This window comes from Curtobacterium sp. 22159 (assembly GCF_052045775.1).
GTDB lineage: Bacteria > Actinomycetota > Actinomycetes > Actinomycetales > Microbacteriaceae > Curtobacterium.
Window position 1 is genome coordinate 112105 of record NZ_JBQEPN010000001.1, and the last position, 26025, is coordinate 138129.

Annotated in this window: 22 protein-coding genes; 8 read left to right on the forward strand and 14 right to left on the reverse strand. The window is 65.1% G+C overall.

Annotated features, from left to right (window positions below; all coding sequences use genetic code 11):
• Positions 1 to 517: 517 nt before the first annotated feature.
• Complete coding sequence (locus ACTJKO_RS00605) at positions 518 to 1636, reverse strand: hypothetical protein (protein WP_440684607.1); 1119 nt, start codon at positions 1634 to 1636, stop codon at positions 518 to 520.
• Positions 1637 to 1648: 12 nt separating this feature from the next.
• On the reverse strand, positions 1649 to 2590 hold the full coding sequence (locus tag ACTJKO_RS00610; protein WP_440684609.1) for a hypothetical protein: 942 nt from the start codon (positions 2588 to 2590) through the stop codon (positions 1649 to 1651).
• Between the two features lie 595 nt (positions 2591 to 3185).
• On the opposite strand from ACTJKO_RS00610, the gene ACTJKO_RS00615 reads away from it, so the two are divergent.
• Positions 3186 to 3806: a hypothetical protein gene (locus tag ACTJKO_RS00615; RefSeq protein WP_440684610.1), complete on the forward strand. Its 621-nt coding sequence runs from the start codon at positions 3186 to 3188 to the stop codon at positions 3804 to 3806.
• Positions 3807 to 3844: 38 nt separating this feature from the next.
• Here the strand turns inward: ACTJKO_RS00615 and ACTJKO_RS00620 are convergent, their stop codons facing one another.
• Entirely contained in the window at positions 3845 to 4213 is a 369-nt protein-coding gene (locus ACTJKO_RS00620; RefSeq protein ID WP_440684612.1) for a hypothetical protein, read from the reverse strand.
• Between the two features lie 297 nt (positions 4214 to 4510).
• On the opposite strand from ACTJKO_RS00620, the gene ACTJKO_RS00625 reads away from it, so the two are divergent.
• Genes ACTJKO_RS00625 through ACTJKO_RS00635 form a run of 3 tightly spaced genes read left to right on the forward strand, consistent with a single transcriptional unit; the run spans position 4511 to position 6362 of the window.
• The gene (locus tag ACTJKO_RS00625) at positions 4511 to 4999 is read left to right on the forward strand and encodes a hypothetical protein (RefSeq protein ID WP_440684614.1); all 489 of its coding nucleotides are present in this window, start codon (positions 4511 to 4513) and stop codon (positions 4997 to 4999) included.
• Positions 4996 to 5688: a hypothetical protein gene (locus tag ACTJKO_RS00630; protein WP_440684616.1), complete on the forward strand. Its 693-nt coding sequence runs from the start codon at positions 4996 to 4998 to the stop codon at positions 5686 to 5688. Before ACTJKO_RS00625 ends, ACTJKO_RS00630 begins: the two co-directional genes overlap by 4 nt.
• Positions 5685 to 6362, forward strand: a complete 678-nt coding sequence (locus ACTJKO_RS00635) for a hypothetical protein (protein WP_440684618.1) — start codon at positions 5685 to 5687, stop codon at positions 6360 to 6362. Before ACTJKO_RS00630 ends, ACTJKO_RS00635 begins: the two co-directional genes overlap by 4 nt.
• A 556-nt stretch (positions 6363 to 6918) precedes the next feature.
• Here the strand turns inward: ACTJKO_RS00635 and ACTJKO_RS00640 are convergent.
• Complete coding sequence (locus ACTJKO_RS00640; protein WP_440684620.1) at positions 6919 to 7176, reverse strand: hypothetical protein; 258 nt, start codon at positions 7174 to 7176, stop codon at positions 6919 to 6921.
• A gap of 209 nt (positions 7177 to 7385) precedes the next feature.
• On the opposite strand from ACTJKO_RS00640, the gene ACTJKO_RS00645 reads away from it, so the two are divergent.
• Complete coding sequence (locus ACTJKO_RS00645; protein WP_440684622.1) at positions 7386 to 7631, forward strand: hypothetical protein; 246 nt, start codon at positions 7386 to 7388, stop codon at positions 7629 to 7631.
• 266 nt (positions 7632 to 7897) lie between these two features.
• Here the strand turns inward: ACTJKO_RS00645 and ACTJKO_RS00650 are convergent, their stop codons facing one another.
• The 8 genes from ACTJKO_RS00650 to ACTJKO_RS00685 all read right to left on the reverse strand — a co-directional run bounded on the left by ACTJKO_RS00650 (position 7898) and on the right by ACTJKO_RS00685 (position 17709).
• Complete coding sequence (locus ACTJKO_RS00650) at positions 7898 to 8221, reverse strand: hypothetical protein (protein ID WP_440684623.1); 324 nt, start codon at positions 8219 to 8221, stop codon at positions 7898 to 7900.
• Positions 8215 to 8382 (reverse strand): hypothetical protein, encoded by a 168-nt coding sequence (locus tag ACTJKO_RS00655; protein ID WP_440684625.1) that lies wholly within the window; start codon positions 8380 to 8382, stop codon positions 8215 to 8217. The genes ACTJKO_RS00650 and ACTJKO_RS00655 overlap by 7 nt, the downstream gene beginning before the upstream one ends.
• Entirely contained in the window at positions 8379 to 8987 is a 609-nt protein-coding gene (locus tag ACTJKO_RS00660) for a hypothetical protein (RefSeq protein WP_440684627.1), read from the reverse strand. The genes ACTJKO_RS00655 and ACTJKO_RS00660 overlap by 4 nt, the downstream gene beginning before the upstream one ends.
• Positions 8984 to 9568: a hypothetical protein gene (locus ACTJKO_RS00665; protein ID WP_440684629.1), complete on the reverse strand. Its 585-nt coding sequence runs from the start codon at positions 9566 to 9568 to the stop codon at positions 8984 to 8986. Before ACTJKO_RS00665 ends, ACTJKO_RS00660 begins: the two co-directional genes overlap by 4 nt.
• A 3054-nt stretch (positions 9569 to 12622) precedes the next feature.
• Complete coding sequence (locus tag ACTJKO_RS00670; protein ID WP_440684631.1) at positions 12623 to 13522, reverse strand: hypothetical protein; 900 nt, start codon at positions 13520 to 13522, stop codon at positions 12623 to 12625.
• Complete coding sequence (locus ACTJKO_RS00675) at positions 13519 to 14700, reverse strand: AAA family ATPase (protein ID WP_440684633.1); 1182 nt, start codon at positions 14698 to 14700, stop codon at positions 13519 to 13521. The genes ACTJKO_RS00670 and ACTJKO_RS00675 overlap by 4 nt, the downstream gene beginning before the upstream one ends.
• Before the next feature lie 663 nt (positions 14701 to 15363).
• A complete protein-coding gene (locus ACTJKO_RS00680; protein WP_440684635.1) occupies positions 15364 to 17103 on the reverse strand; it encodes a DUF4209 domain-containing protein in 1740 nt (579 codons plus the stop codon).
• A gap of 285 nt (positions 17104 to 17388) precedes the next feature.
• Positions 17389 to 17709 carry an HIRAN domain-containing protein gene (locus ACTJKO_RS00685; RefSeq protein WP_440685192.1) on the reverse strand — a complete coding sequence of 107 codons (321 nt, stop codon included), beginning with the start codon at positions 17707 to 17709 and terminating at the stop codon, positions 17389 to 17391.
• Between the two features lie 218 nt (positions 17710 to 17927).
• On the opposite strand from ACTJKO_RS00685, the gene ACTJKO_RS00690 reads away from it, so the two are divergent.
• From ACTJKO_RS00690 to ACTJKO_RS00700, 3 genes are read left to right on the forward strand one after another with little or no spacing between them, the layout of a single operon-like run.
• Positions 17928 to 18272, forward strand: a complete 345-nt coding sequence (locus ACTJKO_RS00690) for an ArsR/SmtB family transcription factor (RefSeq protein ID WP_440684637.1) — start codon at positions 17928 to 17930, stop codon at positions 18270 to 18272.
• A gap of 39 nt (positions 18273 to 18311) precedes the next feature.
• Entirely contained in the window at positions 18312 to 19022 is a 711-nt protein-coding gene (locus ACTJKO_RS00695; protein ID WP_440684639.1) for an NAD(P)H-dependent oxidoreductase, read from the forward strand.
• A 36-nt stretch (positions 19023 to 19058) separates the two neighbouring features.
• On the forward strand, positions 19059 to 20483 hold the full coding sequence (locus ACTJKO_RS00700) for an MFS transporter (RefSeq protein ID WP_440684641.1): 1425 nt from the start codon (positions 19059 to 19061) through the stop codon (positions 20481 to 20483).
• 363 nt (positions 20484 to 20846) lie between these two features.
• Here ACTJKO_RS00700 and ACTJKO_RS00705 read toward each other — a convergent pair whose 3' ends face one another.
• Together ACTJKO_RS00705 and ACTJKO_RS00710 are read right to left on the reverse strand one after the other, a co-directional pair.
• On the reverse strand, positions 20847 to 22352 hold the full coding sequence (locus ACTJKO_RS00705; RefSeq protein WP_440684643.1) for a hypothetical protein: 1506 nt from the start codon (positions 22350 to 22352) through the stop codon (positions 20847 to 20849).
• 53 nt (positions 22353 to 22405) lie between these two features.
• Positions 22406 to 25960 carry a hypothetical protein gene (locus ACTJKO_RS00710; RefSeq protein WP_440684645.1) on the reverse strand — a complete coding sequence of 1185 codons (3555 nt, stop codon included), beginning with the start codon at positions 25958 to 25960 and terminating at the stop codon, positions 22406 to 22408.
• Between the last annotated feature and the right edge of the window lie 65 nt (positions 25961 to 26025).

The window sequence follows — 26025 nt, forward strand, 5'->3', positions numbered from 1 at the left end:
GGCAGGGCGGCCCCGATGTCCAAGTAGCCACTTCCACAGACCCACAACATCACCCCTTCAGCAGCAAATGCCTCGTTTTAGGACAAGACCGACGCTCGAACCACGGTAGAAGAAGGGCGCTTGCTTGCAGTCCGAGCTCGATACCCCAGAACGGGGTATCGACCGCCCTTGGACTGAACTTGGTCAGCAGCGGCTTTGCCCCAGACCGTGACGACGCTATCGCCCTGGTCTTCGCTCGCACCGAGACTGCCCGTTCCGGAAAGCTGCAGCACGCCCGACCGCGGTCTGCTTCATTGTGGGCTGGGTGAAGTCCACCGACGGAGGAGCCGGGCTACCCGGCGGAAGTCCGGAGACTGGGTCGGCGCTCATCGCGTTCGGCTCAGCGGTGGAACAGGTTGAACTCGGGCTCCACGCCCGAGGGCGCCGCATCGACGTGTGAGCCACCGTCCGTGGCGCAGGCGATGACTGATTCCGAGCATCTTCGTCCGTTCCGGCTCGGTCGTTCGCTGGGCGTGATTCAGGCGAACACGGCGTACACGTTGCAGTTCGGGAACTTGTTGCAATGCCGGAGCATGCCCGCCTCGAAGTTGTCGTAGCGGCGCTCCATGCCCTTCGCCGCTTTTGGGCTCTTCTTCCACGGCTCAAAGCTGTCGATGCCATGTGCGCAAAGCGGTGCGTCCGCACCGGCATCGAACACGTCGAACTTTCGTGAGTTCCGGATCTTCCGGTGGAACACGCGCTCCCCGTCGGCCAGGACGCGGCTGCGGGGCGGATCAACTTCGTCGGTCACTCCCATGATCGTCACGATCAGGCGGCGCAGAAGCACCTGCCAGGGCAACTCCCGCGGGTCCAGATGTGTCGTTCGGTCCTCAATTCCGTTCGGCACGCGCTGCGCTGCGGCCGGGTCGAGGACGACGACATGCGCTGATTTCGGAACCTCAACCGGCGCGTTCGTACTCTGGCTCTCGAGGCGCAAGTCGATGGCGAACGAACTACCGACGATGCCCAGATCATCACGCCAGGTGGCAGGGACGTCGACGTTTCCTGGTATGTCCGCGGTTCCGGCGACGATGATCACCGGGTCGCGTTCGCGGCGAGCCCGACGCGGCATCGGGTACTCACGCAAGTAGGCAAGCGACTGACGGCCGACGTCGCCGAAGTCGTCGTCGTTGGTGATGTCGAGGAAGTCCATCTCCACATCGACGGACTCGACGCGCGGCGGCTGCCGAGGTGCGCCGCGTTGTTCTACCTGAGGGAGCAGTGACGCGCGCAGCACGATCCTGATGTCGCTGTCGGCGAGCAGGTCGGAACGTTCGCGCTCCTGCTGCAGGATGACGCTCTGGAGGACCTCCAGGGGAATGTCCCCGCGCTGCAGGGCCAGGGACGGCTTCGAAATGACGTGCACCGCTGCGGCAGCAGCGAGATCCGGCTCGAGTCCCTGGGCTTCCAGCTGTCCGATGATGTCGTCGATGAAGGCGATGTCGGAGACTACGCTCAATGCGTTCAACAGCGGTGCACCGGAGGTGCGGATGGCTGCTTGGACCGCCGCTGGCGCATCGTGCACACCAGTTAGGTCTTGCGCCGTGAGGTAGTCACGGGCGTGATCGCTGAGCGATCTGTGTGGCTTCTTGCCCATTCGGGTGGTCTCTCACTTCTGGATGAGATAGACCGCCGGAATCGGGATCGCGGACAGTTCAGTGGCACTCATCTGGTCGATGACGGAGTGCAGTCTCGCACGAAGATCGCTCACAATGTCACCACCGGGCGCGTCATGTGTCGGCTGCTCGGCAGGTTGCAGCCCGTCCACGCTCGGAGCAGCTCCGACGACTTGCGGCGCAGAAGCGGAGGCCTTTCTGCTTTCAGGACTCCGCCGGCGTTCCAGCACCGCTCCAGGGTTGACCTCGTTGCGGACCGCCCAGCGTCGCACGTGGTCGCCGACTCGCGCCTGCAGCTCGGATGCCCACGCACGATCTCGCCCGAGCGCCGTCAACACCTTTCGGAACGCGCCGCGCGCCGCATTCAAGCCAATCGTCGGCAGCAACTGGTCGGTTTCCGTCGCCGGCAGCGAACGCGCGAACTCGCGCATCCACTCGAACTGCATCTCCTGCGTCACCGGTTCGACTGCGACGAATCGATCGGGATCGCTAACCCACGCGGGTGACCCGTCTTCGGCAGCCGGGTACATGAACGCCCGCGATGCAACGCTGTCCCAAAGTCGCACGTAGGACGGTTCCCAATCGACAACGATGGGCCACACCGCCCCACGCACCCGCTGATGCTCACGCGGCGGATCCTCGCGGGTAACGGGCGTCGCCGCAGCGGAGTCCCACGGGCTGACGAACGGATGACGATTGTCACCGACCCGAGTGATGCGGACGAGCTGTTCCTGCTCGGCCGCGTCAAGGAAGTCGATGAACTTCTTGTAACCGAGTCGACGCTGGTCGTCCGGGAACGTCGGAAAACCGGCGGTCAGCACGCTCTTCAAATGCGCGGCGGACGTGCCGGGTGCCCCCGTGAACAACTCGGTGACAGTGGTGACCAGGTGGGAGAACGTTGCAGCGCGGTCAACAGCGATGGGCTGCGGTTCCATGAGGCGACTCCTAATACTGAGATACCCCCTCACAGAATGAGGAGGTATCCGTTGAAAAGTCGCCGACTGCAGATCTTTCCAGTGACCACACCCTTGCCATCGTCGCGAAGCGACGCCTCCAAGGATCCCCGTGGGGTGACAGCCTCAGTTGACGCGTCAGACGCGAGTGCTGAGGCCGACAAGCAGGATCCCCGCCGGGATTGCTGCCAGCGGGTCGTGCATGTCTGTGGTTTGATCGAGCCCCGACGGGGCCGACGGCGTATGCAGTTGTTGGTTCCCACGGTTGGTGGGAATTGCGTCCTACAGTACGCGGCCGCCCTCGGCAGCGTCAACTTGGGACGGCGTGTCGCTTGACAAGTCGCGGAAGGCCGCTCGACTGCGAGGGGCCCGACGGTTTCTCACGACGGCGTTGCACCAGCTCGGTACCCGGGACTGGGCTAGGTCGCGCTTCTTGCGGAACCGACCCACCCGGAGCGACTCGAGCAGTACTCGTGGCAGTCAAGAGGCTGCAGCGTCAACGATGACGTCATCTCAGGAGCAACTCTGCGGCGCAATGTCAGCTTCCACCTCACGGATTCGCCGCATAAGCATTAGAGTGACCGAGCACGCTGCCACCGCGACCCCGACGCCCTTCGCTCTCAACGTTCCGCTTTTTGACCCGGGGCATCCCCATGGGCGTATCCGGTCAACGACGTGCTACCGAGACGCGGCCGGCGTCTTCCGCACCGTCCTTGAGTTGACAACCTTCGTGCGCGAGAAGGACTGGGTTGCGATGCTTGAAGCGGCGCAAGCTGCGTGCGGCGATGCGTGCCTTCTCGTGACAGATCCGCTCCGCGATCTCGACCTAACCTGGGATGAAGGGCGCCGCTTTCGCGAGGTCGCCACCCAACTGTGGAACCGAGGTTGGTTCGATCCGTACTCGATCTCCGACGTCCGGGGGAGCGAAGGGCAAGCCAGGCTGGGTAGCTTCTCGCAGTCACGGATGGCACCGGACATGCTGCCCGCATTCGAGGCGGAGGCGCGCGGATGGCTCGTCAGCAAACAAGCTATCCCACACTTCGCTTCGCTCAACCTTGTTGTGTCACGCGCCCGGAGCGGCGGACGATCGCGTCTCATTGAAGAGGTGCAAAGCGCGGAATGCATGTTCGTCTCCCCGTGGCGCCTTCAGGAGGTGACCGACGTGGCCTCCGCTGCCGGCTTCGTCAAGGTCGAGTGAGGGTCACGGCCGCAAAGCGTCGTTGGTCATCAGTCGGTTCAGACGCTTCGCAGGGCCGGCAATTCGCGGAGTCGCTCAAGCAACGCCTCAACGTCGATGTCGGTAGACAAAGAGCCAGTGACGGACTGTCTCATCCCCTCGATGACCGCAGAGATTGGCGGAACGGGCGCTCCACACCGATTGGACTCCTCCGTCAACGCGCTGTAATAGGCACTCAACGCGTCGACAGCGAAGCGAGTCTCGATGCGCCACGCATCACAAACAATGGCACCGAGATTGTTGTTCGGATCAAAGATGGTCGGGTTCTCGTTCTCGGCATGACTCCGGGCATCGTTGACTGCTTCGTAGCGAGCTGCCGTGTCGAGAAGGACCTGCACACGACGCTTTGAGATGTCGATAACGCGCATGCAGGCAGCGTAGCGGGAAACCGACGAATCGATCGTCGCTCACCCACGCCGCCTCTGCGTCGGGGATGCTTATGGTTTCGACAAGCAGCGCCGATGGGTGAGCCCGAGAGGGTGGCCTGTTCTCACTCTCGCAGCTTGGGACTGTAGCGGACCGGCAGTTAACGTCTGCCGCGTACGCTCCCACTATGCTTTGATATCGGCACCGCTAGCCCCGGGCGTTGGCCGCGATGCGGGCAACGGAGTCGAGCTGGAGCTGCAGGCATTAGTGGACACCATCGACTATGGAAAGCTGGCAGCGTGAACGAACTCTGGCATGGAGGAGCGCCTGGGCGAGAGCCAGGTGAACTGATTCTTCCTCCGACGGAGACCGGACTCCAGTACACCAGGGCGGATGTTTCCGCCATAGAGCAGGTCGAGGGCCCGATACTGCAACGGCGAGATCGCGTGTACGTGACCAAAGACCGGGAGCTTGCCCAGGTATTTGCGGGTGGGTGGAGCTTCGACGGAGTCACACAGGGTTGGGGATGGCTATACCTGGTCGAAGTCGAGGGCGACCTTCTTGAGCCGGATGATGATCTCGCCTCGTTGCCGGATGTGTCGTTTCAGACGCCGCGAGCTCGGGTATTGCGGGTATGGCAACGCGACGTCAAGCCGATGCCGTCACGGAGCGGTCTGGTGCTCACTCATGTTCTCCATGACTGGTCGGTGGCGAAGCGAGCGAAGCAGGAGGGCGCCTTCCCGGTTTTTGGGAACCATGAGTCGGATGCCTCCGGAGGAGCGAGATGAGCCCGTCCCTGACTGACTGGATCGGCGCGGGTGCTGCGGTCGCGACCTTCGCGGTGGCACTCGTCGCCCTGCTCTTCGCTCGCGGGCAGATTCTCGAGGCGAAAGCCGCGCGTACTCAAGCTGCGGCTCTCGAGACCGAACGGGCGCAGCCGTACGTCGTCATGTACACGGAGCCCAGCGGCGCGACCCAACTACTCATCGATCTGGTAATCCGCAACTACGGACAGACCAGCGCCACCAACGTCAGAATCGCGCTGGACCCTTGGCCGCAACGCTCGCCCGATCCGGGAACTGCGGAGTCGGAGCCGGTCGCGCTTCCTGACGTCATCCCGGTCCTTGCTCCCGGCCAGGAGTGGCGGACGGTGTGGGACAGCTCGAACGACCGCCGCGACACAGATCTCCCGGATCGGCTCACGGGACAGCTCACGTACGAAGGCATCGGCCATGAGTCGAGAACTTCTGACGTAGTTCTCGACTGGAGTGTCTACAAGACGCGCCGTTGGGTTGAGGTCAGGTCCATCCACGACGCAGCTCAAGCGCTTCGTGACATCCGGAGCGAGCTCAAGAAGTGGACCGAAAGCGCACGTGGAGGCCTCGCAGTGTTCACCCGCGACGGCGATGCCCGAGACAACGCTCGTCGAGCGCAGCTGGAAGCGCTTCGGGAGCGCGCGAGGGAAGAACGGTCATGACCGACCACCCGTACCCCGATGAAGAGAATCAGTTCATCCTCAGGCCGAGTCCGACGCACCAAGACGTGCTGCGTCTGTCGCAGGCGGCGGATGAGCTCGGGTACCGGCTGCTCTTCGCGCGCCGCCCACTCAGCTTCACACTTGAACAAGTGCAGTCAACCCTCGCCGATCGCGGGCCGAGTGCCTTCATGCGAATGATGGTCGCCGCGGAAGACATCTCTCCGAAAGCACCGCCACGAGACGCCGAGGAGTTCCTCAAAGCGCGACTTGTCAAGCTCAAACCAGAACACGAACTGCTCATCGTAGATCCCTACCTATTCACGTATTCCCGCCGCCACAACGCTGCTGAATACGCCGAGACCGTCGCGCGGCTGATTACGCCGCTCCTCACCTCATCGATGGTCGTCCGAATGATCGTCAGCGCACAAGCAAGCCACTCCTGGGTTGAAGAAGCCGTCCTCTCACGCCTGACAGCCGAGTCATCCGGATCACGACTCGTGGTCGCTTACTCCGAAGACTTCCATGACCGGTTCTGGATCGCTGACCGCAAAAGAGGGCTCGTCGTAGGTACGTCGCTGAACGGAATCGGCAGCAAGATCTTCCTTGTGGACGAGCTTCGATCGTCGGACGTAGCTTCCGTGCTCGACGCCGTGGAGCCGCTGCTCGGCGACTGAGGTCGGCGAGCCAATTCAGGCCGATGAGAGCTCTGCCCGAAGTCAACGGTCCGCGCCAACAGTTGCGGTCCAGGCCGGGGCTGCATTCAGCGCGGTCGACGGGCTCATCGCAGGGTGGCGCTGCGTGTAAGCCAAGCATCGGGATACCGGTCTCGTTCAGGTGACTGTCGCGTTCAGCCGGCCGAGACCCGGCGAAACCGCGGCCAGGGCCGCCCTCCCACCGATCGCAATCGCACACCAGCCCCTCCGGCCCGCATGTGTCACAGGTTGGCGTCGCCTCGCTCGCCCATCCGCATCTCATCCGCCCGCGGGAAAACGGGATCCTCCTCGGGGGAAACCCAGGTTCAAGACCCCCGCCACTCGTCCCTGAACAGGGCTTTTGGAGAAACACAAACGGCCCGCCAACGCAAAGAGCCCCAGATCCCCGTTACAACGGGATCTGGGGCTCTTCCGCTTCATCCTGTAAGCTCCTCCGGTAACCAGGCGGTAACGGATCTTCTCGCAGCAGGTGTGAGCAACCGCACTTCGGGTCGCAGGCTCTACTGGCGTTAGCTGTTCAACCTCGATGGTGAGTCGCGCGCAACTTCTCGATGATGCGAGCCGCTGCTTCGTCGCCGGACACCGTCCCGGCGGCGATCTGTCGGCCGAGCTCCCGGGTTTCCTCGTCGGTGACCTGATGGCCGGCCGCGCCGAGCGCAGCGTCAGCGCGGGTGATAGCGCGCCGGATCTCGACGGCGGAGTGTGCAGACGCGGTCTCGCGCTGCTTTGCGGTGCGCGACATTGTGAAGGCCTGGAAGCGGGTGACCTGGCGCATCGGGGCTCCGTTTCGTACGGGCCCAGTCTACCGAGGGGCCCGTCGTTCCGAAGGGATCTGGCATTTGTCCCGAAACGCGGTGCCTGTCGCCTACTCTGCTCAGGTAAGAAAAGCGACCGCGCGCTTGTCATTCCATCTGCAGGGACTGGTGCAGGTTTGCTTGGCTCCTGACAAGTAGGGGCATCGGCTCCTGCTGAAGGATGTGCGTCATGGTGAAGGCGTATCCGTACGAGTTTCACCGCGACGTGGTCGCGGTTGCCCGGAAGCGCGAGAACTGGCCCGGTGGCTGCGGCTTGCGGATCGAGGGCAACGGGTCGTCAGCGTCCCCGTCGGTGAAAGCGGTCGAGCAGGCCGAGCTGCGGGAAGCGCAGAAACGGATCCGTCTCCTCGAGCAGGAAGCGAGCGCGCGTCCGCGCCGAGGTCGGCCGGTGAGTATGCGGCCGCCCAGGTGCTAGCTAGATGTCTTCGGGCGCCACTCATTGCTCACATCGAGCTCGCTCGCAACCACGTCGAGTGAGTCTCGGTGTGTGCGGCCAACCTGTGTCATATCCCACGCAATGAGTGCATGCAGCAACGAGCTCACGGCGGAGATCAAGAGGTTAGCTGCCATGGTGTGCGCAGCCTGTCGGCGGTACCTGACCTGTAGCGGAGAGCCCGGATTGGGGGCCGTATAGAGGTCGACCGTTTCCGCACTCGCGTGGCTGAGCCCGCTGAGGTACCGCTACACCATGTACATGTTTTCGGTCCCCTCGAGTGCGCGGAGCCGCTGCTCGAACCGCTTGTAGCTAGGCGGTGCTGCGCCCAAGGCCTTGACCTGCTCGGCGTACTCCTGACGACGAGCCTCCGAGGCGGCATCAGGGCACTGTGCGTTCGCCGCCAACGCGTCTCCGAGCACGGCAGCCCGTGTACGGCTTCCCTCGCTGACGAGGGCTTTCCAGCCATCCGGCACGACGAGGACCCATCCCGCCGTGACTGCGTCCGCCATCAGCGACCTGATCACCGGGACGGCCGCGACCGGTTGGCTCGTCTCGTAGAGCGTTAGCACGCCCCGGCCGCAGTCAGCAGCGTGGGCGGCAAGGCGCGCACGAGGACCGTGACCTGAAAGTCGATGTCCGCCCGGAGCTCAATCGTCGTGCGGTTCGTCTCCGTGTCCCAGATTGCAAGAAGCCGCCGGATGATGGCGCGGTAGTCGGTCGGGGCCGTCATGCTCCAGCCCCTTGAACCTGGTCGTACGCCTTGACGCCCGCTGCTTCTTCCTTGGTCGCTTCTGCGCGGAAGTTGGCGTACTGGTCTTCCTCGTCGCGAAGATACGAACCGAGGGTCCGGCGCATCAGCAGCAGCAGGTCCCGCTCTCGACGTCGGGTTAGATCCCACTGTTCGGGGTCGTCGTACTCGCGGATCAACATCGTTACGTACCCGGCGGTGCCGATAGCACGCACGATTGACCTGACCGCGCCGCGGACGTCTTCGCTGTCGATGAGCTCGGCGAGATCGTCGATGCGCCGGATCTCATCCCACCCGCTGTAGCCGATGAAGCTGTCCCCGTGGTTGGGGCCCGGCCGATCGACGGTGTTGGTGAAGAACTTGGATGTGATCGCGAGCGCGTCGCGGGCGGCTGTGCGGCCCTGATCGAGGCGGCGCGCTGCGCGCTCCTGCGTACGTACGGCGTCGCGATCCGTCCGGTCCTCGTCACGGTCGGCCTTGCGAGCGGCGCGATCGCTCCGGGTAGTGATGAGCGTTGTCGCGACGGCGCCGCTGGCGCCGACGAGACCGCCGACCACCCCTGAGAGCAGGTTGGCCCAGTCAGTCACGAAACGTCCTCGGAGCGTGCCAGTCGCGTCAGGGCGGCGACGTATCGCGGTGATCGCTCCACGACGCCCGTTGGGAGTTGAGGAAGTTGTTCCGATGCTTCGTCGCGGTGGTCGGTGCGAAGCGGCGCCGTGAGATGGGGTGGAGTGTATTCCGGATCGCCAACGATCTTTTCGTCGCCGAGCAACCTCGACTCGAAAGGCAGAACGAGCCCCGGGTCGTAGGACCAGAAGCCCCACGTTCGATGCCGTCCATCGGTCAGTTCGGTGTCCCACGGGTCAGCCTGGATCGGATGCCCGGAGAACAGCGAGACGATAACGGACTCCTCCTCAACGCTGAGCCCGGAGATCACGACGGCAATGACGAAGCCTCCGTCCGGGTGAGCCGTCCAGTCGCCTGCCCGGAGCGCCTCGGTGACGGACGCGAGAGGATCGACCATGCGGTCCCAACGCAGTTCCACATCGTCGGCGTAGCGATCGTCGGCAGGGTCCGCGAACCAGTGGACGTCGTCAAGGGTGCCGAACCAGAACATGTCAGGGTTGGACACCGGTACGCCAAATGAGTGGACGTCGTGCCCGGTCATACACTCGCCTCCGCTGCTCCACGCACTTCGCTGATCGCTGGAGAGACAGTCGATCGGCTGACACCGGGCGTCGATTCAATCTGCTGTGGTGTTCGCCCCTTGGGGCGAAGCTCGACGGCGGTGTCGACCCACTTGGCGGTCATCGGACGCGCGCGGCCGCTAGGCCCTCGTGAGTGCATCGGCCGATAATGCGGCGCGCGACATGGCCGACGCCGACGCCGGTGGTGTCAATGGCCGCTCGCAGCGAACGGAACTGGAATGCGCGCGACCTAATTTCGTAATCGACGCGCACCAGACCCTGGACGGACCGGCCGAGCCTGTCGATGTTGGTCGACCACCAGGACGTCGTCCTCGCGGTCGGGGAGGTCGCCGAGCGCGACTGCGAGGCCGGGGCGCGTGTCGAGCTTGCCGCCGATCTGGTCGGCAAAGATCCGGGCGGCACCGGCGCCGGCGGCGTGGAGCGCGTAAAGCTGGGAGTCGAGGACGCCATGCCGCTAGCGTCGCATCGTTTCCAAGAGTGCGCCATCCCGCTACGAGACCTTTTGCAGTCTCGGTGCATGCCCGCGACGGCAGGGTTGACGTCGCGACCAACTCCTCAGCATGGCTGAGGTCGTCAGACTCGCGATGGATGTCGACGGCCTCCGTCTCCCATGGGTCGTCCTCGGTCCTTCGCAGCGAGGGTGCGTCGGCAGGCGGGCGCGTCGCGCGCGTTGTCCTCCTGGTCCAACCGGGGCGAACCGTCCCCTCGCTGAGTGGGGACAAGTCGGCCGCGACGATGACGGTTTGCGGGCGTGGTGGCCGGTCTGCGGGCATCCGAGGGGGGCTCCGGAAGTTTCGGATAAGGGGCACTATCACTGGCGTGGATCGTGACCCTTGAAGTGACATGCAGCTGAGCATGTGAGCGGGTGCAGCGTCGATCGCGAAGGCCAAGTTGTCGTGGTGAGGCGTAGGTTGTCGCGAAGGTGCATCCGACGCTGCCGGACCGCGCGTCGCCTACGATTCGAGCGAGCGGCGGTGTGAGGTCGCCGCAGGAAGTGAGCCGTGCAGTGGCCGAGAAGCGTCGCGTCACCGACTCCGCCCCGGTCTTGCCCTTCGACTACGCGCCGGATGGCAAGACGATCTGGCCGTGCCCGGATTGCCTGCCCTGGCACGACGCAGTGCGGACGACCCCGGATGAGGGTGTCATGGTACGCGAGTGGCATCCGTCGACTGCCGGGTGTTCGACGAGGACGACTCCGCCGGCGATCAGAGCGAGCCGGACCAGAGGTGACGGGGTTCAGAGCCCGGCTCGATGGCTCCGTCGCTCGATGAGGACGTTGTCGCGCCACTGACCGGTCCACGGGCCGAACGTCATATGTCCGATGTGCTCTCGGACGCCGTCGTTCACCGCCAAGCTCGACCATCAGGAGCTCGTTTCGATCCGCGGCCTGGACGATGTCGTGTGGCGTCCTGTGCAGGAACGTGGATGCCGTATCCAGCGACACCGTCTCCCAAGCGCTCACGATCCAACCGGCTACTTGCACGAGCTGGAGCCCGCCCATCGCAAGCCTGTCTTCAGCGGCAGCCACGGCTTCGGCTGTCATAGCCCCGGTGTCGACTTGCGCCTTGGCGTGCACTGACTGACGTGATCTGGGCGGGATCGGCGGCATGCTTCTGATCACGGTTGCGAGGCCGCGGACGAGGTAGTCGCCTTCGGCACCGAGCGCGCGGATGGCGGCCAGGAGCTCGTCCTCAGCTGCGCTGTGGGGAGTGGGCGCGCACGTACACTGCGGGTTCGGTGAGTTGCGAGATTCACTTGGTGTGCTCATGGGCAAGGAGACTAGGCGGCGTCGAGGGAGTCTTCGGCGCGGTCTCGGCGGGCTGGGCCAAGAGGGCGCGTTTACGAGGAAGAAATCATCAACTGTACGGGCGTGGTCCTGGGTTCCCAACGCTCGTCGTTGCGTCGCCGCGCTTTTCCCCTTCCGACGCCCCGGCATGGACCTGCTGCCCCACGAAGCCGAGCGGAAGGGTGTCGAGCTCGGCGCCTAGGGGCGGCGTTCCGCCCTAGGCGTGGCTGCCGTTCTGACCCACTTCCATCACGAAGGTCCCGCTATCCAGCATCGGGGCCCACGCGCTCGCTGGCGCCTTCTCGGCGAGCCGGCCGCTGTTCATCGAGTTCCGACCCCAGCTACCCGTTGCCTCGGTCATCGCGCTGTGGGTCACCTCGCGCGGTCGAAGTCGGTACTCACGAGGAGCGATGTCGACCCGGTGATCGTTCACCAGTACCGGAGCGATGCGGATTTGCTTGCTCCCTCTCAGGCTGGACCCGAAACGCTGGCGTCGCCAGTGCGCCCGTTGGATGTGCGGCCTGACCTGGCTGGCAGGCTCGTCCTCCCCGGCTCGGCGCGCCGTACGTCGCCCCGACGTTGACAACTCTGATGCCGGCCCCCGCGCGCTTGGCGTCGCGGTTGGACGACGGCGTCGAGACAACAGCGTCGACGTCTGCACGCGCCATCCCGGGCCGAACTTCGGTGGTGTCGTCAGGTTCGTGCTACTGCGCCCAAGCGAGGACCGCCGTGAGGTTGTTCACGACATCTCGGTAGGGGTCAGGCTGCGCGAAGCGGGGACGACAAAGCGCCCGAGGACGCTCCGTAGCACCGCGAGTCGTGAAGCACCATGCGAACAGGTCATCAGGCCTTCCCACGCTGTCCGAGAGCAGCAGCAGCCCCTCCACCTGCGCGCCGAAGAACGCGAGCATCTGATCGGGGTCAGGCGCGGACACGTCTGAAAGCTCGGCACGGCTCCGCGCCGCGATCAGGTCACCCAGCGACCCGCTCGCCCGGAGGGCGCCGTGCGAGACCTGCGAGAGGTGCCACCACTGGTCAACCTCCGCAGATGTAGGCCTCCCGGAGGGTTCGAGCAGCAAGGGGAAACGGCAGCACCATCTCGGCCCTGTCCGACTCCGTCACCGACTCCGACTCGGCGAAGAAGCGGCCCGGCCGGCGGGATGCCAATACGCAGCGACGAGCTAAAGCATGGTGATGACGCAGTCCGTGATAAACGAACCAATCAAAACTACCGCGTGAGGAGCACGTCCAATCGCGCAAACCGAGCAGCCCACAGCCGCTCGAAATCGATGGTTCCGAGGCAACTGACCAGTAGCGTCGAACTCTTTACCTGATTTATGGCGCGAAACGGGCGCATTGCTTTTTCGACTTCATGAAGAATGAAGGGCGCGAGCCATTTTCCCTTGACGTGCGCTCCATGCCGGCCTACTCGCTGTTCGCTTTCTAAGAACGCCCGCGCTCTACTGTACTCCGTGTCCCATTGCGTCGAGGCTTTGCGCACGCGGTCACTGATTCTATTGACCACATCCGTGTCGACGGTGTCACTAAACCGCGGAACGTTTACCTGTGATGGCTGAGCAAAGCGAGTGTCCGACCACTCGCAGGCGGCGGACGCCAAGCGCAGGATAATCCATTCAGCCCACCGGCTCGCAAGGCTTTCATGCGGAGCCGACGGCGTGAACTTGACTCCGTCCGCTCTAGGAATGGAATAGCTGTGCGCCACCGCCGTTTGCAGGTCGGCCGCCGAAACAATGTCAGATTCAACATCTGCGTTCAGCGTGTAGTGCAGATTCGGATGAGTAATCATGCGGTTCAAAAAGGCATCGTCGTCGCGATCCACAAACACAATAACGTCGATCTTTGTTTGACGATTTTCTTGTTGGAGAGCGTTCAGGCGATCGAGTTCGCTGAAAACCTTCAACGCGTGCACCTTCCCGCCGGCCGCGATGCCGTCTACTAGAATATCTTCGGCTTCGAGAACTGTGGTAGTTGTTTTTGCGCCAGAGACCAATGCGCTTTCGTAGTACGGTGCGTCGTGATGGGTGCCCTCAATAATCGCCCACGTCCGGACACGGCTCATCCGCATGCGTCGCGCCCAGAATGCGGCGTCGCGCTTCAATTTAGTCACAGCTCGAAGATCGACTCGTCGTCGACGTCGACTTGGAGGTCGGGTGAATGAGTTGCGAGAATGAACTGTGCTCGGCTGTTCACTCGGCGCATGGAGGCGACGAGGCCGCGCTGCCAGTCGGGGTGAAGAGATAGCTCGGGCTCGTCGATGATGATGGTCGACTCTTCAACTGCTAGAGTCTCAAGCAAGATCTGCAAAAGCTGCTTTTCCCCAGATGACAGTGCCCCGAGGGGAATTGTCTCTCGATTGATTTCGATGCCGATGTTGCGTCTGACTGTCTCGCTCCGCGAGAGCACGAGATGTTTATTTCCGATGTATGAGTCGTCGATGACTGCCTGTAGCTCCCGTTGTGGAGCGAGAATCTCATCGACTTCAGCCATGATCTCGCGAATCTTGCTTACAACCAAGCGGTGGCTGTCACTGTGCTCGTAACGGGCGGTGAAGTCCTCTTGGCCGAGTGGAAGGACGAGCTGTTGGTCCCACATAAAGTCCGAGACCAGACGATACGCGGCTGCCGCCTCCGGATCCGGTTGTGATTCTTCCTGCTGAGCCAGTGGTGTAGCGGGCGAGCCGTTGAAGAGAATCGCGAGAATCTCCGCCAGGCCGTATTGCTGCGTATCGCGAACGCTAGCTAGGCTCTTCGAGCTGTACGCACTCCATACTTGGTTCACGTGGCGGGCGAAACGTTGGTCGTTGTCCTCGTGCTGCCGGAATCCTTGACGGTCACCAAGCATGCGAGAGATCGGCAGGTAGGCGTGCTTGAAGGTCCGGTCGAGGGGCGTGCTCTCATCCCCTTCAACAAGCCACTTCGTATCCCACCCTGAGTCCGGAGTTAGCTGGCCGTTGACTCTGTCGTCGTCAGCGTCGAGCTCGGTGAAGGATGACGTCCACAATGTCGGCTGATCGTTCGACTCGATGCTCAACCCGGTCTTGTCGTAGGTTCGGACTATATCCGCGTCACGATGTTCGGAATAGAAGCGAATCTCCGCGCGGCTGAAGGGTAGGTGCTTCAGCGTGGCAGTCTCGTTCCGCAGCGCTGCATGGAGGATTTTGAGTAGAGTAGTTTTGCCGGTTCCATTCAGGCCCCAGAACACATTGACGTCTGGTCTTAGAAACTCATGAAGTTCCTCTGAGCGCCCGGCTAGATTTGAAATACGAATCTCACGAATTGTCGTCAAAGGGATTCCTCGAAAGTGAGTCGGCGGAGTCGAAAGCAGCCTATTCGGTTCGAGCCTCGAGTGGTAGTGCGCTTGAAGCCTTTGCGTACTCTGGTGATTAGCCAGGAGGGCGCTCGTCAGACGCGAGCAAGCTGCTCGGAGCGCCGGTCGCTGAGAGATGGTGAGCTGTTGCCGGCGCCGTGGCACTTCAGGACGGTCCCGGACGACCAGTCGCTGGTGCGAGAGGTCACTACGAACCCGGACCCTAAGGGCACAGGTTGCCGGTCGAGCCCCTTCTCCAGCATGATCACGAGCGCGTCCGCCTCAGGCATCCGGAGCTGCTCCGCGAGCTCTCGCCTGAAGCACGCGTTGCATCCGCGGCTCCCGGCCTTAACGTTCGTGTACGTCGGCGACGTCTCTCCGCCGCATCGCAGATGCAGGCTCCGCCGGGGCGCGTCAACCCCCGGGTAAGGTTCAAGCGGTTCCAGCCCCGCGGTCAAGAACAGAGCAGCTGCGCCTCGTGGAGCGCGCTGCCGACCCTTAATCCGCCCAGAGCTTACGGAGGCTCACTCTAACCGCACCACCGGTACGACCACTTTCCGTCGTCGGCGCGTTAGCATCCCAGGTCCGGGCGGACGCCTCCGACCGCGAGCAACACAGTCACCTCAAATTGGCCCTGCCGGTTCAAGTCGCCGATTCTGGTGGGGGCGTAGCGACAAGCTGATTGAAGAACGGTGTGAGCACGAGGCGCAACACCAGCCACCACGCGTACACCGAGAGCACTGTGCCAGCGGTCGTGTCGTCGACCAGACCGTGAGCGACATCGTGGCGCAGGTTCGCGCCGAACCGTCCCGCGAACAGACCCTCCAACTCATATACGACACGGTCCCCGAACACCTCGGCGGTCTCAGCCTTGCTCAATAGCGCTGGCAGGCTGAGTTCCTGTTCTCGGCCGTCCGGCTTCAACTCCGTGGTCGATACATCGGCGCTTTGTAGGTGGTGGCGGACGATCGCCTCCAACCGTGGCACCAGCAGGTGCACGGCGACACCCATGTCGAGATTCCATCCAGCGTGCAGACCCGCAGCGACTAGTTGCTCCTGGCCAGGTGGAACCACAGCAGACGCGAGCGCGATGCGATGGAAGTGGGGCAGCGACAGAGAATGCTCCTGCCGCAGCTGGTGCAACGCCGGCAGAATCATCCCGACGGTGTACAGATGCCGACGCAGTTGTCCGTCCTGCCCCATCTGCCGGTCAACCGCATCCTCGGTGGATGACTTGTCCGCGACGCGGCCATCACGAGTGAATGTGGTCGTGGAGAGCAGGCTCGAGAAGGAGCCTGCCACGATGCGTTCCGCTTGGGCACGATCGGTTGCATTATCGGCGAGCGGGAACAAGTACCCGAACTGCGCAAGCGCCTCGAGCGCCTCGAAACCAGAGACGCGTGCTTTCGCTTCCGCTGCCGCTCCGCTGAGGTCGACCGGGTCCGACTCGACCGCCGTCATCTCATCCATCGCCGCTTCGTTCAGGTTGCCCATCTTTCGGCGCAGATTTTCGATCCTATTCTCGGCATCGACGCGGAGACGATGACGTCGTGGGATGGACCGCAACGTCTGGATTGCGTTCTCAACGAACGACGCGGCGACAAGTGCGCTACCGGTGATCCCATCGAAGCGGGAGTCGGCCTCCAGCACCCACAAGTCGGCGATACGGGATGTGATGTCGTGACGGGCGGGATCTTCAGAAGGCAGCCACGCTCGAAGCTCAGACGCTACATCTCGGGCAAGCGGGAAGTCCTCCTCGTGTTCTGCCGACGCGGACGCTGCCGTCAATGCTTCGACCGCTTCTGTCCGCAGCGGCTGATCGACGGTACCGGTACGGAGCAGACTGCTTGCACCGATCAGTTGGCGGACGGTGCCGGCTTTGTTGAGGGCAGTCCGCAGAATCGTCTGAATTCGGTCTTCACGTGCATTGTCATCGGCGCCTCGGAATCGGGAAGCGATTTCCTGCGCCCGGCGCAGGTACGTGGCGGCGTCATGCCATTCGGTCGTCTCCGCCAGTCGGATGTACGCATCGACGGCGCGGTGAGCCTGCGCGACGCGTTCCGCTCCCCGGACTCGCCCCCACAACACATCCGCGACGCGCGCCTCCACGGCAGCATTTGCGGACCGCACTGTCCGCAGGAGAGCGATGTCGTCCTCGGTGATGCGACTCGGCGATAACGTCGCGGACCCGTCCGTGAACGTCGCGAACGGAATGAACCGTTCACCGTCGACACCGGCGGCAAACATCATCTGCATGACGTCTGCGAGCAGCAGCACCAACCGATCGTCATCAGCGGCGTCCTGCAGCAGCATCGCGATGTCGTGATAGTCGCTCGTGTCAGCGACGACAGCGTCGATCCGGTCGGAATGGTCCTCAGTCACCCTCCAACCCTACGGAGAGGCTCCGACAGCGACGTGGCAAGCCGTCGCACGACAGCGGGATCGCGAACTGCTAACCGGAAACGCTAGTCGAGCCCCGGAGAGCGCTGAGTGGCGATCATCACCTGGATTGAGGGCACCACCGGAAGCGACGCCGACACGGTCTCGGGAAGCTGACCCCGATCGAGTATGGACGATAGTCGACCAACAGGTCGCTCTCGTAGGCTTACCGAGCCGACAGCATCCCGAGGGCTACCAGTAGCTCCATGCGCTCTCTAGCGGTGAAAGCTAGCTTCGCTGGAACGCCCCGAGCCCGGGCACCCGCGGGATGTTGACCCACATCTTCATGCTCGTATCGCCGGGCACGACGAAGGATGCAGGGCCGAGCCGGTCCAGATCTGAAGCAAGTGCGGCGGCTTTCGCGGCGCTGCGATGCCCGACCTTCCGCCCTTGGCCGTAGACAGCGACGGCATTCTCGTCATTCTCGTTCTCGGGTTCACGTGCGAATTCGTATTCCTGACCGCCATATCGAGCCCGTTCGTCGTCGCGCAGCCAGTACGCCGTTCCGACGATGCGGAACAGCGACGACGGCAGTTCGCGCGAGTCAATGCGGGGGAGTTGCTCGTCGAGGTAAGCCGGAACGGCCCTCGACGAACCAGGGGAAGTTGCTCGGTGCTTCCGCTCGTCCGCTCACAGCGCGCGTTCACTAGAGCTCCTAGCCATGTTCCATCGATCGGTTCCCCTGCGGACTCGCTCGCCGGCGACTGGGCCTCTGCGCGGACGCATCGACATATAGTGGTGCGACGGTAGCGAAGGGTTGTGACGCAGTGGACGACAAGGCCGACATCTCCCGGGTCGAGCTCGTGGACGCGTTGAAGGCGCTGGCGAACCCGACGCGGCTGCAGATCATGGAGTGGCTCCGTGACCCCGAGGTCGAGTTCGCCGACTACGACCCGATCGCCGACCGCGTCGAGGTCGGCATCTGCGCGAGCCACATCCAGGACCGCACCGGACTTTCGCAGTCGACGATCTCGTCCTACATGGGCACGCTCGAACGCGCTGGCCTGGTGACCTCGACGCGCATCGGGAAGTGGACGCACTACAAGCGCAACGAGGTGCTGCTGCGTCGTGTCGCGGATGCGATCGCGTCGCAAGCGCTCGACAGAGCGTAAACGTATCGACAGAACGCGATTCATCAATATGATGGGCGCGTGAGCACTCATCAGAGACCTCGACGCACGGCGCTCGTCGTGCACGCCCACCCCGAACCGGCGTCGTTCTCCAGCGCGCAAGCACGGATCGCGGTCGACGCACTGCGGTCCTCCGGCTACGACGTCGAGTACATCGACCTGTACGCGAAGGACTGGGGGCCTATCCTCGACCGCAGCGAGTTCACCCCCTTCGACGGGCCGTTCAAACCGCAGCGCGAGCAGTGGGACGCCTTCCGGGCCGGCACCCTCGCCGACGATGTCCGCACGGACCTCGAGGCGGTGTTCCGCGCCGACCTGCTCGTGCTGTCCTTCCCGCTGTGGTGGTTCTCCTTCCCAGCGATCCTGAAGGGGTGGCTCGATCGGGTCTTCGCGATGGGCGCGGTCAGCGGCGGTGACGCCGGGCTGTACGAAACGGCCGCGCTCCGGGGACGACGCGCCGTCGTCCTCACCACCACGGGTGGGCCCGCCGCCGCGTTCACGCCCGACGGCGCGTTCGGTGGCCTCGACCAGTTCCTCTTCCCGATCAACCGCGGCGTCCTCGAGTTCGTCGGGTACGACGCACTCGAACCGATCGTGACGTTCGGCCCCGCGCACCTCGACGACGCGGCTCGCAGAGCGGCCCTCGACGACGTCCACGCTGCGGTGACCGGACTCGACGCCCGGCCGCTCGCCTCGACGAACCGGTCGCAGCGCTTGGCCGACGTGCGCTGAGCCTCCCGCAGCCTTCCACAGAACAGGAGAACGACCATGACTGCCAACGAACTCACCGACGCTCCACCAGTCCCCGTCCGGACGAGCAGGCGGCAGCGCTTCGCCGTCGCCGTGCTCCTCACCGCCAACTTCACCCTCGCCGTCGACTTCTCCGTCCTCAACGTCGCCCTGCCGCACATCGGCCGTGACCTGGGGTTCACGACAGCGAACCTGCAGTGGATCATCACCGCGTTCTCGCTCTGCGCGGCCGGTTTCACCCTCTTCTTCGGGCGGGTCGCGGACCTGTTCGGTCGCAAGCGCTTGTTCCTCATCGGCATCGTGCTCCTCGGTGTCGCCTCGCTCGTTGCGGGTGTCGCCGGCGATCCGACGGTTCTCATCGCAGCTCGCATCGGGCAAGGACTCGCCACCGCGATGGTCACTCCAGCCGCACTCGCCCTGCTCACGACGATGTTCGCGGAAGGACCCGCTCGGGCTCGGGTGCTCGGACTCAGCGGCGCACTGATGGCGGCTGGGTTCACCACCGGTGCTGCGCTCGGCGGTGTCCTGACCGGGCTCGTCAGCTGGCGGTGGGCGTTCTTCATCAACGTCATCGTCGCCGTGTTCGTGCTCGCGGTCGCCCCGGTCGTCCTCACCGACCGAGCCATCGGCCGCCGTCCGAAGCTCGACTTCCCGGGCGCGATCGTCGTCACCGTCGCGCTCGTCGCGCTCGTCTTCGGCATCACCACCGCGGGCGAATCCGGTTGGGGGACACCGGCCGCGTGGGGGCCCATCGCCGTCGCAGCCGTCCTGTTCGCGACGTTCATCGCCATCGAATCACGGGTGAAGGAACCGCTCGTCTCGCCCGCGCTGCTGCGGCGGAGCAACGTCGCTTGGGGGAACTTCGCGGGACTCCTCGCGTTCGCCACCGAGACGGCCCTGGTGTTCCCGTTGACGCTCTACCTGCAGGAGATCCTCGGGTTCAGCGCCGTCGTCGCCGGTCTGATCTTCGCGTTCCTCGGCGTCGGAACCGTCCTCGGCGGCTTCCTCGGCCCCCGGGTCATCGGCCGGACCAACTCGAAGCGTGCGATCGTCATCGGCTTCGTCGTCCAAGGTGCAGCGACCCTGCCGTTGGCGTTCGTCAGTGACAGCTCCGCCTGGGTGGTTCCGCTGCTCGTCGTGTCCTTCATCGGCGGTGCTGCGAACCTCGTCGCCATCGTGGGCTACACCGTCACCTCGACCGCTGGCGTGCCGGTCGAACAGCAGGGGCTCGCGACGGGGCTCATCACCATGAGCCAGCAGGTGGGGATCACCCTCGGCACCCCGGTGCTCTCCGCCATCGTCACCGCCTTCGCCGGTGCGACCTTGCTGCCCGGCATCCAGGCGTCGATCGGCGTGGACGCCGCGCTCTGCATCGCGGGCGCCGTCGTCGTCGGTCTGCTGCTGAGGCTGCCAGCCGCACCCGCAGCCACCCGAGACGTGTGACAGCGGGGCCTCCACCCACGAGGCGCCCTCGCGANCGAGGGCGCCTCTGTGTTGGTCCCGGGTTCGCGAGACGATGGCCCTCGCGGCCACCGGTACCGTCGTCGACCGTCCAACTCCGAGCTGTCCGTCCGGCGACGGGGCCTGCGCAGCGGGAGCGGGATCCTCCCGAAGGCGTCGGCAGGCTGCGCGTCCGCTCGAGCGGGCACCCCTCCCGGAGACCTGCACCGGCCAGTGGGAGGACGTCGCGTGCGCCGGCGTGACGGACGGAGCGCTCAGGAGCAGCCGGTCGAACAGCACACGCAGCAGGGCGCCCCGTCGGCCGAGAAGCTGACGGGGCGCCCTGTCGTGGACCGGGGAGGCTGATCAGTCCGCGAGCGCGGGCTCCACCTCTCGTGCCGGGTTGCGGTCGTTGAACGGGAACCGGAAGGACTGGTACAGCGCCGTCTCCGGTGCGTGCGCGCCGCGGAGGCGGAGCGCGGAGCTGATCAGCGCATGGTCGAACATGGTGATGCGGTCTCCTTCGACGACACCGCCGTCGGAGAGGTTGTCGACGAACCATTCGACGGCCGACGCTCCCTCGTACCGTGCTCGTGGCCCGAAGGCGTACTCGGGTCGGCCGATCTCGCCGAGGATGTTGACGACGTAGCTGACGGGGAACGCGCGGTTCGCGACGTCGTGCTCGGTGCGGATCAGGTCCGGGAAGGAGTCCGCCATCCGCTTGAGCGCGGTGTCGGGAACGAGGTGCATCCGGCCGGTCATCATGGCGACCTCGATGACGTACGGGAAGGCATTGCCACGCGGTGAGTAGTTCTCGCCCGGGTCGATCTGGTCGAAGACCGCGACCATGTCGGCGAGCAGGGCGTCGAGGTCCGGGACCTGATCGCCCAACCGGCCGAGGTTGTGCAGCGCGATGACGGCGTACTGCTCCATGTGGACCCGGATCTCCCACGGGATCTGGTCCATGAGTGCCGTGACCTCGGCGAGTGCGTCGATGGGTCGGTACAGGTACTCGGCGCGCCCGCACATGGCCACGGCGTTGAGCATGGTCAGGAGCGGGTAGACCTTCTTCCAGGGCGTCGTGATGTGGTTGTGGAACTCCGGCCAGTTGCCGATCTCGTCGGCGCGGGTCAGGTACTCGAGGACCTCGGCCATGTAGTCGCGGTCACCGTCGAAGATGTACTCGGTGTAGTCGAGCAGAGCGATGACCGACAGGAGCGTACCGCCGGCACGTCCGCAGAAGTACGGCGTGGGGATCCGCTCGAGGAGGTCCAGGGCCTCGAGGATGCGGTTGCGCCCGGGCGTGACCAGGCGGCTGCGGAGCCCGAGCTGCCCGACGGCGAGGAACACAGCCGTCGATGCGGACACGCGTTCGTACTCGCCGTGTCGTCCCTGGTTCTCGTCGGCGATGCCGTCGGGGGTGATCTGGTCGAGCATGTCGAGCGCCTCGGCGGGGAAGTCGAGGTGCCCGCTGACGAGGAGCGATCCGAGGCGGAGCTTGGCGAAGGCGTCCATGAGGATGCTCGCGGCCAGGGCCCGGTAGTAGGGGTTCGGGATGGCACGGACGGCGCCCACGAGGACGAGGGTCTCGGTGTACCCGCCGCGTTCTTCGGCATGGGGGTCGACGGTGCGGAGGACGAAGTCGGCGAGGTGCTCGCTGAACGTCGTGTACGCATCGCCGGGGACCTTCGCGGTGAGTCTGGTGAACGTGTCGCGGAGGTGATCGGCGATGGCCGCGTCGTAGTCGATGGGGTACTGCCCGAGGCCGATGCCACGGAGCATCCGGATCCAGGGCGTAGCGATGGTGCGGGTCTCGTTGGAGAGGTCGTCGAGGCCGGCGACCGGCAGCTGTTGGTGAGTTGGGCTGGTCATGGTGTTCCTCCAGGAACGGGGTCGGAGATTCGTGGCAGCTGGGGCAGCCAGGGTCAGGGACGGTGCTGCGGTGGGACGGGCAGGCCGAGGAACTCCGTACGGGTCCCCTCGAGCATCTCCAGCGCCCAGTTCAGCCACTTGATCCCCTCGGCGTAGATCGCGACGGGGCGGCGCTGGGTGAGCGGAGTGTCGGTGAGGGACCCGTCGACCTCGGAGAGGAAGTGGAACGGCGGCATCGCTGCGAAGTGGGTGCCCATCGTGAACACGAACCGCGTGAGCCAGTGCGGATCGTCCCGGTGCACGGCCGATTCCGGGTCGTCGAGCCGGTAGACGGCGCGCATCACGCGGGCGAAGTGCGCTTCCAACCCGGTGGCGGAGTCGGCGGAGGTGCCGTGCTCCAGGACGTCCCGCACGTCGTACGCACGCTGGTACGGGTTGCCGGGACGGAACCGGATGTCGATCGTGGGGGTGCCCTTCACGCTGTCGGTGTCGAGATCGAACTCTTCGTAGTGCATCTCGTCGTAGTGGCCGAGCGAGTTGTGCCAGGGCTTGTTGTCGTACATCGGGTCGTCTCGGGTCGCGGCGCCGTCGGAGCGGTACCCGATGGCGCGGGGATCGAGGAACATCACGCCGATGGACTCGGCGGTGATCGCATCGAGTGCTTCCGTGACCTGTACGTCATCCGCACCCGACTCGATGAGCCGCTGGGCTTCGAGCAGCGGCTCGACGTGTGCGACCTTGATGTTCTCGGTGTTCGTGTCGCCCATCACGAGTGCGTGGAAGCGTGGCTCGAGGACCTCCTGGAACCCGGCGTGACCGCGGAAGGCGGCCAGCAGGGGGCCGATGTTCCGCAGGGTGTGCCCGTTGACGGTGATCTCGTCCGCGTCCAACAACCACGGACCGAAGGTGCGCGGCGCGGTGCGCTGCGCCAGGTCGAGTCGGCGCTCGATCTTGGTGAAGTACTGCTCCTCGAGCGTGCCGCCCGGTGCTGGGACTCGTCGATGCTGGTGGACGCGTCGGTGCAGGACGTCGAGGATCACTTCGTACACGCGAGCGATGACCGCAGCAGGCGGGCTGGTGCGTTCGACCCAGCGGCTGACCTCCTCGCCGGGCACGTAGGACATCTCGTAGATCAGCTCACGGAACGCTTCGCTCCGGTCGGCGGCGAGGTGCGTCGGGACGGGCAACTCGCGGGCGGTGATCCGCCCCACCTGCGGGAAGACGGTCCCGAGTTCGTCCGGCAACGCTTGCAGGTACTCGGCCTGCCGTTGCGCCTTCGCGAACGGGGGCAGCATCACACCGGTGCCCGCGGGATCCCAGTTGACGGTGGTCAGGGCGTCGCTCAGGACCTTCCGAACCTGCTTCCCCGTGTGGCCGTCGCGTTCGAAGAACATGGTCATCGACTCGCTGCCGCCGGCGCCGAACCCGACGACGGTCTCCCCGGGTTCGATGTACGCGTTGACCGTGCTGGAGAGGATCTTCCGGTGTTGCGCGTACCGCAGGACGTGCTCTCGTTCGTCGGATCGGACCAGTGCCGTGCGTTCGTCGGCGGTGTCGAGGGCGTCATTGAGTCCCTTCCGCCAGAGCTCTGCAGGGTTCCGGACGGAGATGACCTCGATGCGGTGCGGGAGAGCGCGGACGCGGTACGGTGCGAGACGGGACCCGAGCGAGACGACCAGGCATGCACCGTTGAGCTGGACGGGGTGTTCCGGCCGGTCGAGGGCCGCGTCGTTGAACACGCGGAGGGTTGCGTCCTGGAGTTCACGTCGGGTCCGGAGCGGGACGCCGTCGGGGGAGAGCACCGGGATCGTGGCGTCGTCCAGGCTGGCGACGAGGACGTCGAGCTGGAGCGGTGTCCTTCCGTGGTCGTCCTCCGCGAACGTCAGCGCTGTCAACGGCACGATGGCCGCCGCGTCCACGGCGCCGGCCACGGCGAGCGCCACGAGCCAGCCCGCACGGTCGCCGCCGGCGACGTTGTGATCCGTCTGCGAGATGAGGGCAGGCCGGTACGTGCGCGTCAACTCGAACAGTGCGGTCCGCTGTGCGACGAACGCGACAGCGGCGCGGACGCTGAGCCTCCCGAACCCGCGGTCGTGGAGCGGGGCGGTGGCCTTGCTCAGCTCCGAGTGGATGCGTTCGGCGATCGGCTGCGCTCGAGCCAGGCGCGCCGAGCTCCGGATGATGTCGTCGAGGCGTGCGTCGTGCGGGTGTTCGAAGTGGAAGACGACCGATTCCGCGTGTGCCGGTTCGGCGAGCAGGCGGGTCTCCACGCGGCCGTCCGGCAGGAGGAGCTCGAGTTCCGTGGTTGCGTGTCCGAGGGTCACGGTGTCACCGGTGAGACGCTTCTTCACCCGGGCACGGGCGACGAGCACGTCCGGATCGATGTCGGCCCGGTGCGCGAGCGTGTTCTGCAGCAGGTCGAGGAACCGGCGGAGCCCCGCGTGGTCGTCACCCCGCGTACCGACGAGGAGGTCCGTCACGGCGTCTCCGACCGCGCGGCGGATCCATGCGGCGCTCAGCGGGTCGGTCGCTGCACGGACGAGGTCGCGGAGCAGCGTCGTGTGCCGTTCCTCGACGGTGGTGGCGGGTTCCTGCAGCTCCGTCACCGCGGATCGGAACCGGACGAAGTCGGCCATCGCGGTCAGGATCTGATCGTCGTCGGACGTCCAGGCCGAGGCCGGGGTGGTCGCGCCGTTCGCGTTGAGCAACTCGACGGATCGGTTCCCGAACCCGAACTCGAGCACGAGGTCCGCTCGTGTCGTGGCGATCTCCTCCACCGTGCCCTCCGAGTCCATGACACGGTCGGTCATCGACAGCACGGCGTCGCGGACGTCGTCCGCCGACCGCAGCGTCGCTCTGCGATGGTTGGCCAGCAACGGGGTGGTCGGGGTCCGGAACTCGATGCCGCGGCCGGCCATCCAGTCCGACAGCGCATCGCGGACGACGTGCATGCGGTGCGCGTGGGCCAGGAACGTCGTGGGCTGCTTCAGCTCGACGGCTTCCACCATCGGGTAGCGCTCGAGACGTGCGAGGAATTTCGGTAGGTGACCGGAGCGGACGTAGACGTTGGTCTGCCGCCAGGAGTACCGCTTGTGGACTTCAACGTCTGCCGTCGTCACTGCTGCGGTGAGCTCGTCCAGGAGTTCGCTGAGGTGCTCCGGCTCCCCGACGAGACCGAGCACGTGCATGGGTTCCTCCACCGGGTACCGTCCGGGTGTGAACCGCGGGAGATGATCGCGGAGTTCGGCGAGGAAGGGGTCGGTGGCGTCCGCCTGCCGAGCATCATCGGCGGAGGCGAGGAGCATCAGCGGTGTGAACGCCTCGGCGACGCGGATGCCGTCCGTGACGGTGAGGGATCCGGACGCCACCGTGGCACCGAGCATGCCGAAGCTCTCGCCGGTGAACGCGGCGAACGACACCGGCAGGTCGCGTGCTCCGGCACGGTGGACGAACCGGGCGTGGAGGGCGAGGTTCGCCGCGAGGACTCCGGCGCCGATGCGGCCCTGACGTCGCAGTCGGTCCTCCGGGAGATCGCCGTCGAGGAGGAGCCCGGAGACGGCGACCGGATCGTGGAGGGCGCTCGCTGCCTCTTCGAGGAGGGAACGCACCTGATGAGGGGCGCCGTCCTGGATGCTGTCCGCAGCGCCGCGGTAGGAGGCGCGGCTCCCGAGCC

Coding starts and splice junctions, on each gene's coding strand:
- ACTJKO_RS00705 (WP_440684643.1), bottom strand. CDS start 22,352: ATGACCAGCCCAACTCACCAACAGCTGCCGGTCGCCGGCCTCGACGAC.
- ACTJKO_RS00635 (WP_440684618.1), top strand. CDS start 5,685: ATGACCGACCACCCGTACCCCGATGAAGAGAATCAGTTCATCCTCAGG.
- ACTJKO_RS00665 (WP_440684629.1), bottom strand. CDS start 9,568: ATGACCGGGCACGACGTCCACTCATTTGGCGTACCGGTGTCCAACCCT.
- ACTJKO_RS00640 (WP_440684620.1), bottom strand. CDS start 7,176: ATGCGCCAGGTCACCCGCTTCCAGGCCTTCACAATGTCGCGCACCGCA.
- ACTJKO_RS00620 (WP_440684612.1), bottom strand. CDS start 4,213: ATGCGCGTTATCGACATCTCAAAGCGTCGTGTGCAGGTCCTTCTCGAC.
- ACTJKO_RS00630 (WP_440684616.1), top strand. CDS start 4,996: ATGAGCCCGTCCCTGACTGACTGGATCGGCGCGGGTGCTGCGGTCGCG.
- ACTJKO_RS00610 (WP_440684609.1), bottom strand. CDS start 2,590: ATGGAACCGCAGCCCATCGCTGTTGACCGCGCTGCAACGTTCTCCCAC.
- ACTJKO_RS00700 (WP_440684641.1), top strand. CDS start 19,059: ATGACTGCCAACGAACTCACCGACGCTCCACCAGTCCCCGTCCGGACG.
- ACTJKO_RS00605 (WP_440684607.1), bottom strand. CDS start 1,636: ATGGGCAAGAAGCCACACAGATCGCTCAGCGATCACGCCCGTGACTAC.
- ACTJKO_RS00655 (WP_440684625.1), bottom strand. CDS start 8,382: ATGACGGCCCCGACCGACTACCGCGCCATCATCCGGCGGCTTCTTGCA.
- ACTJKO_RS00645 (WP_440684622.1), top strand. CDS start 7,386: ATGGTGAAGGCGTATCCGTACGAGTTTCACCGCGACGTGGTCGCGGTT.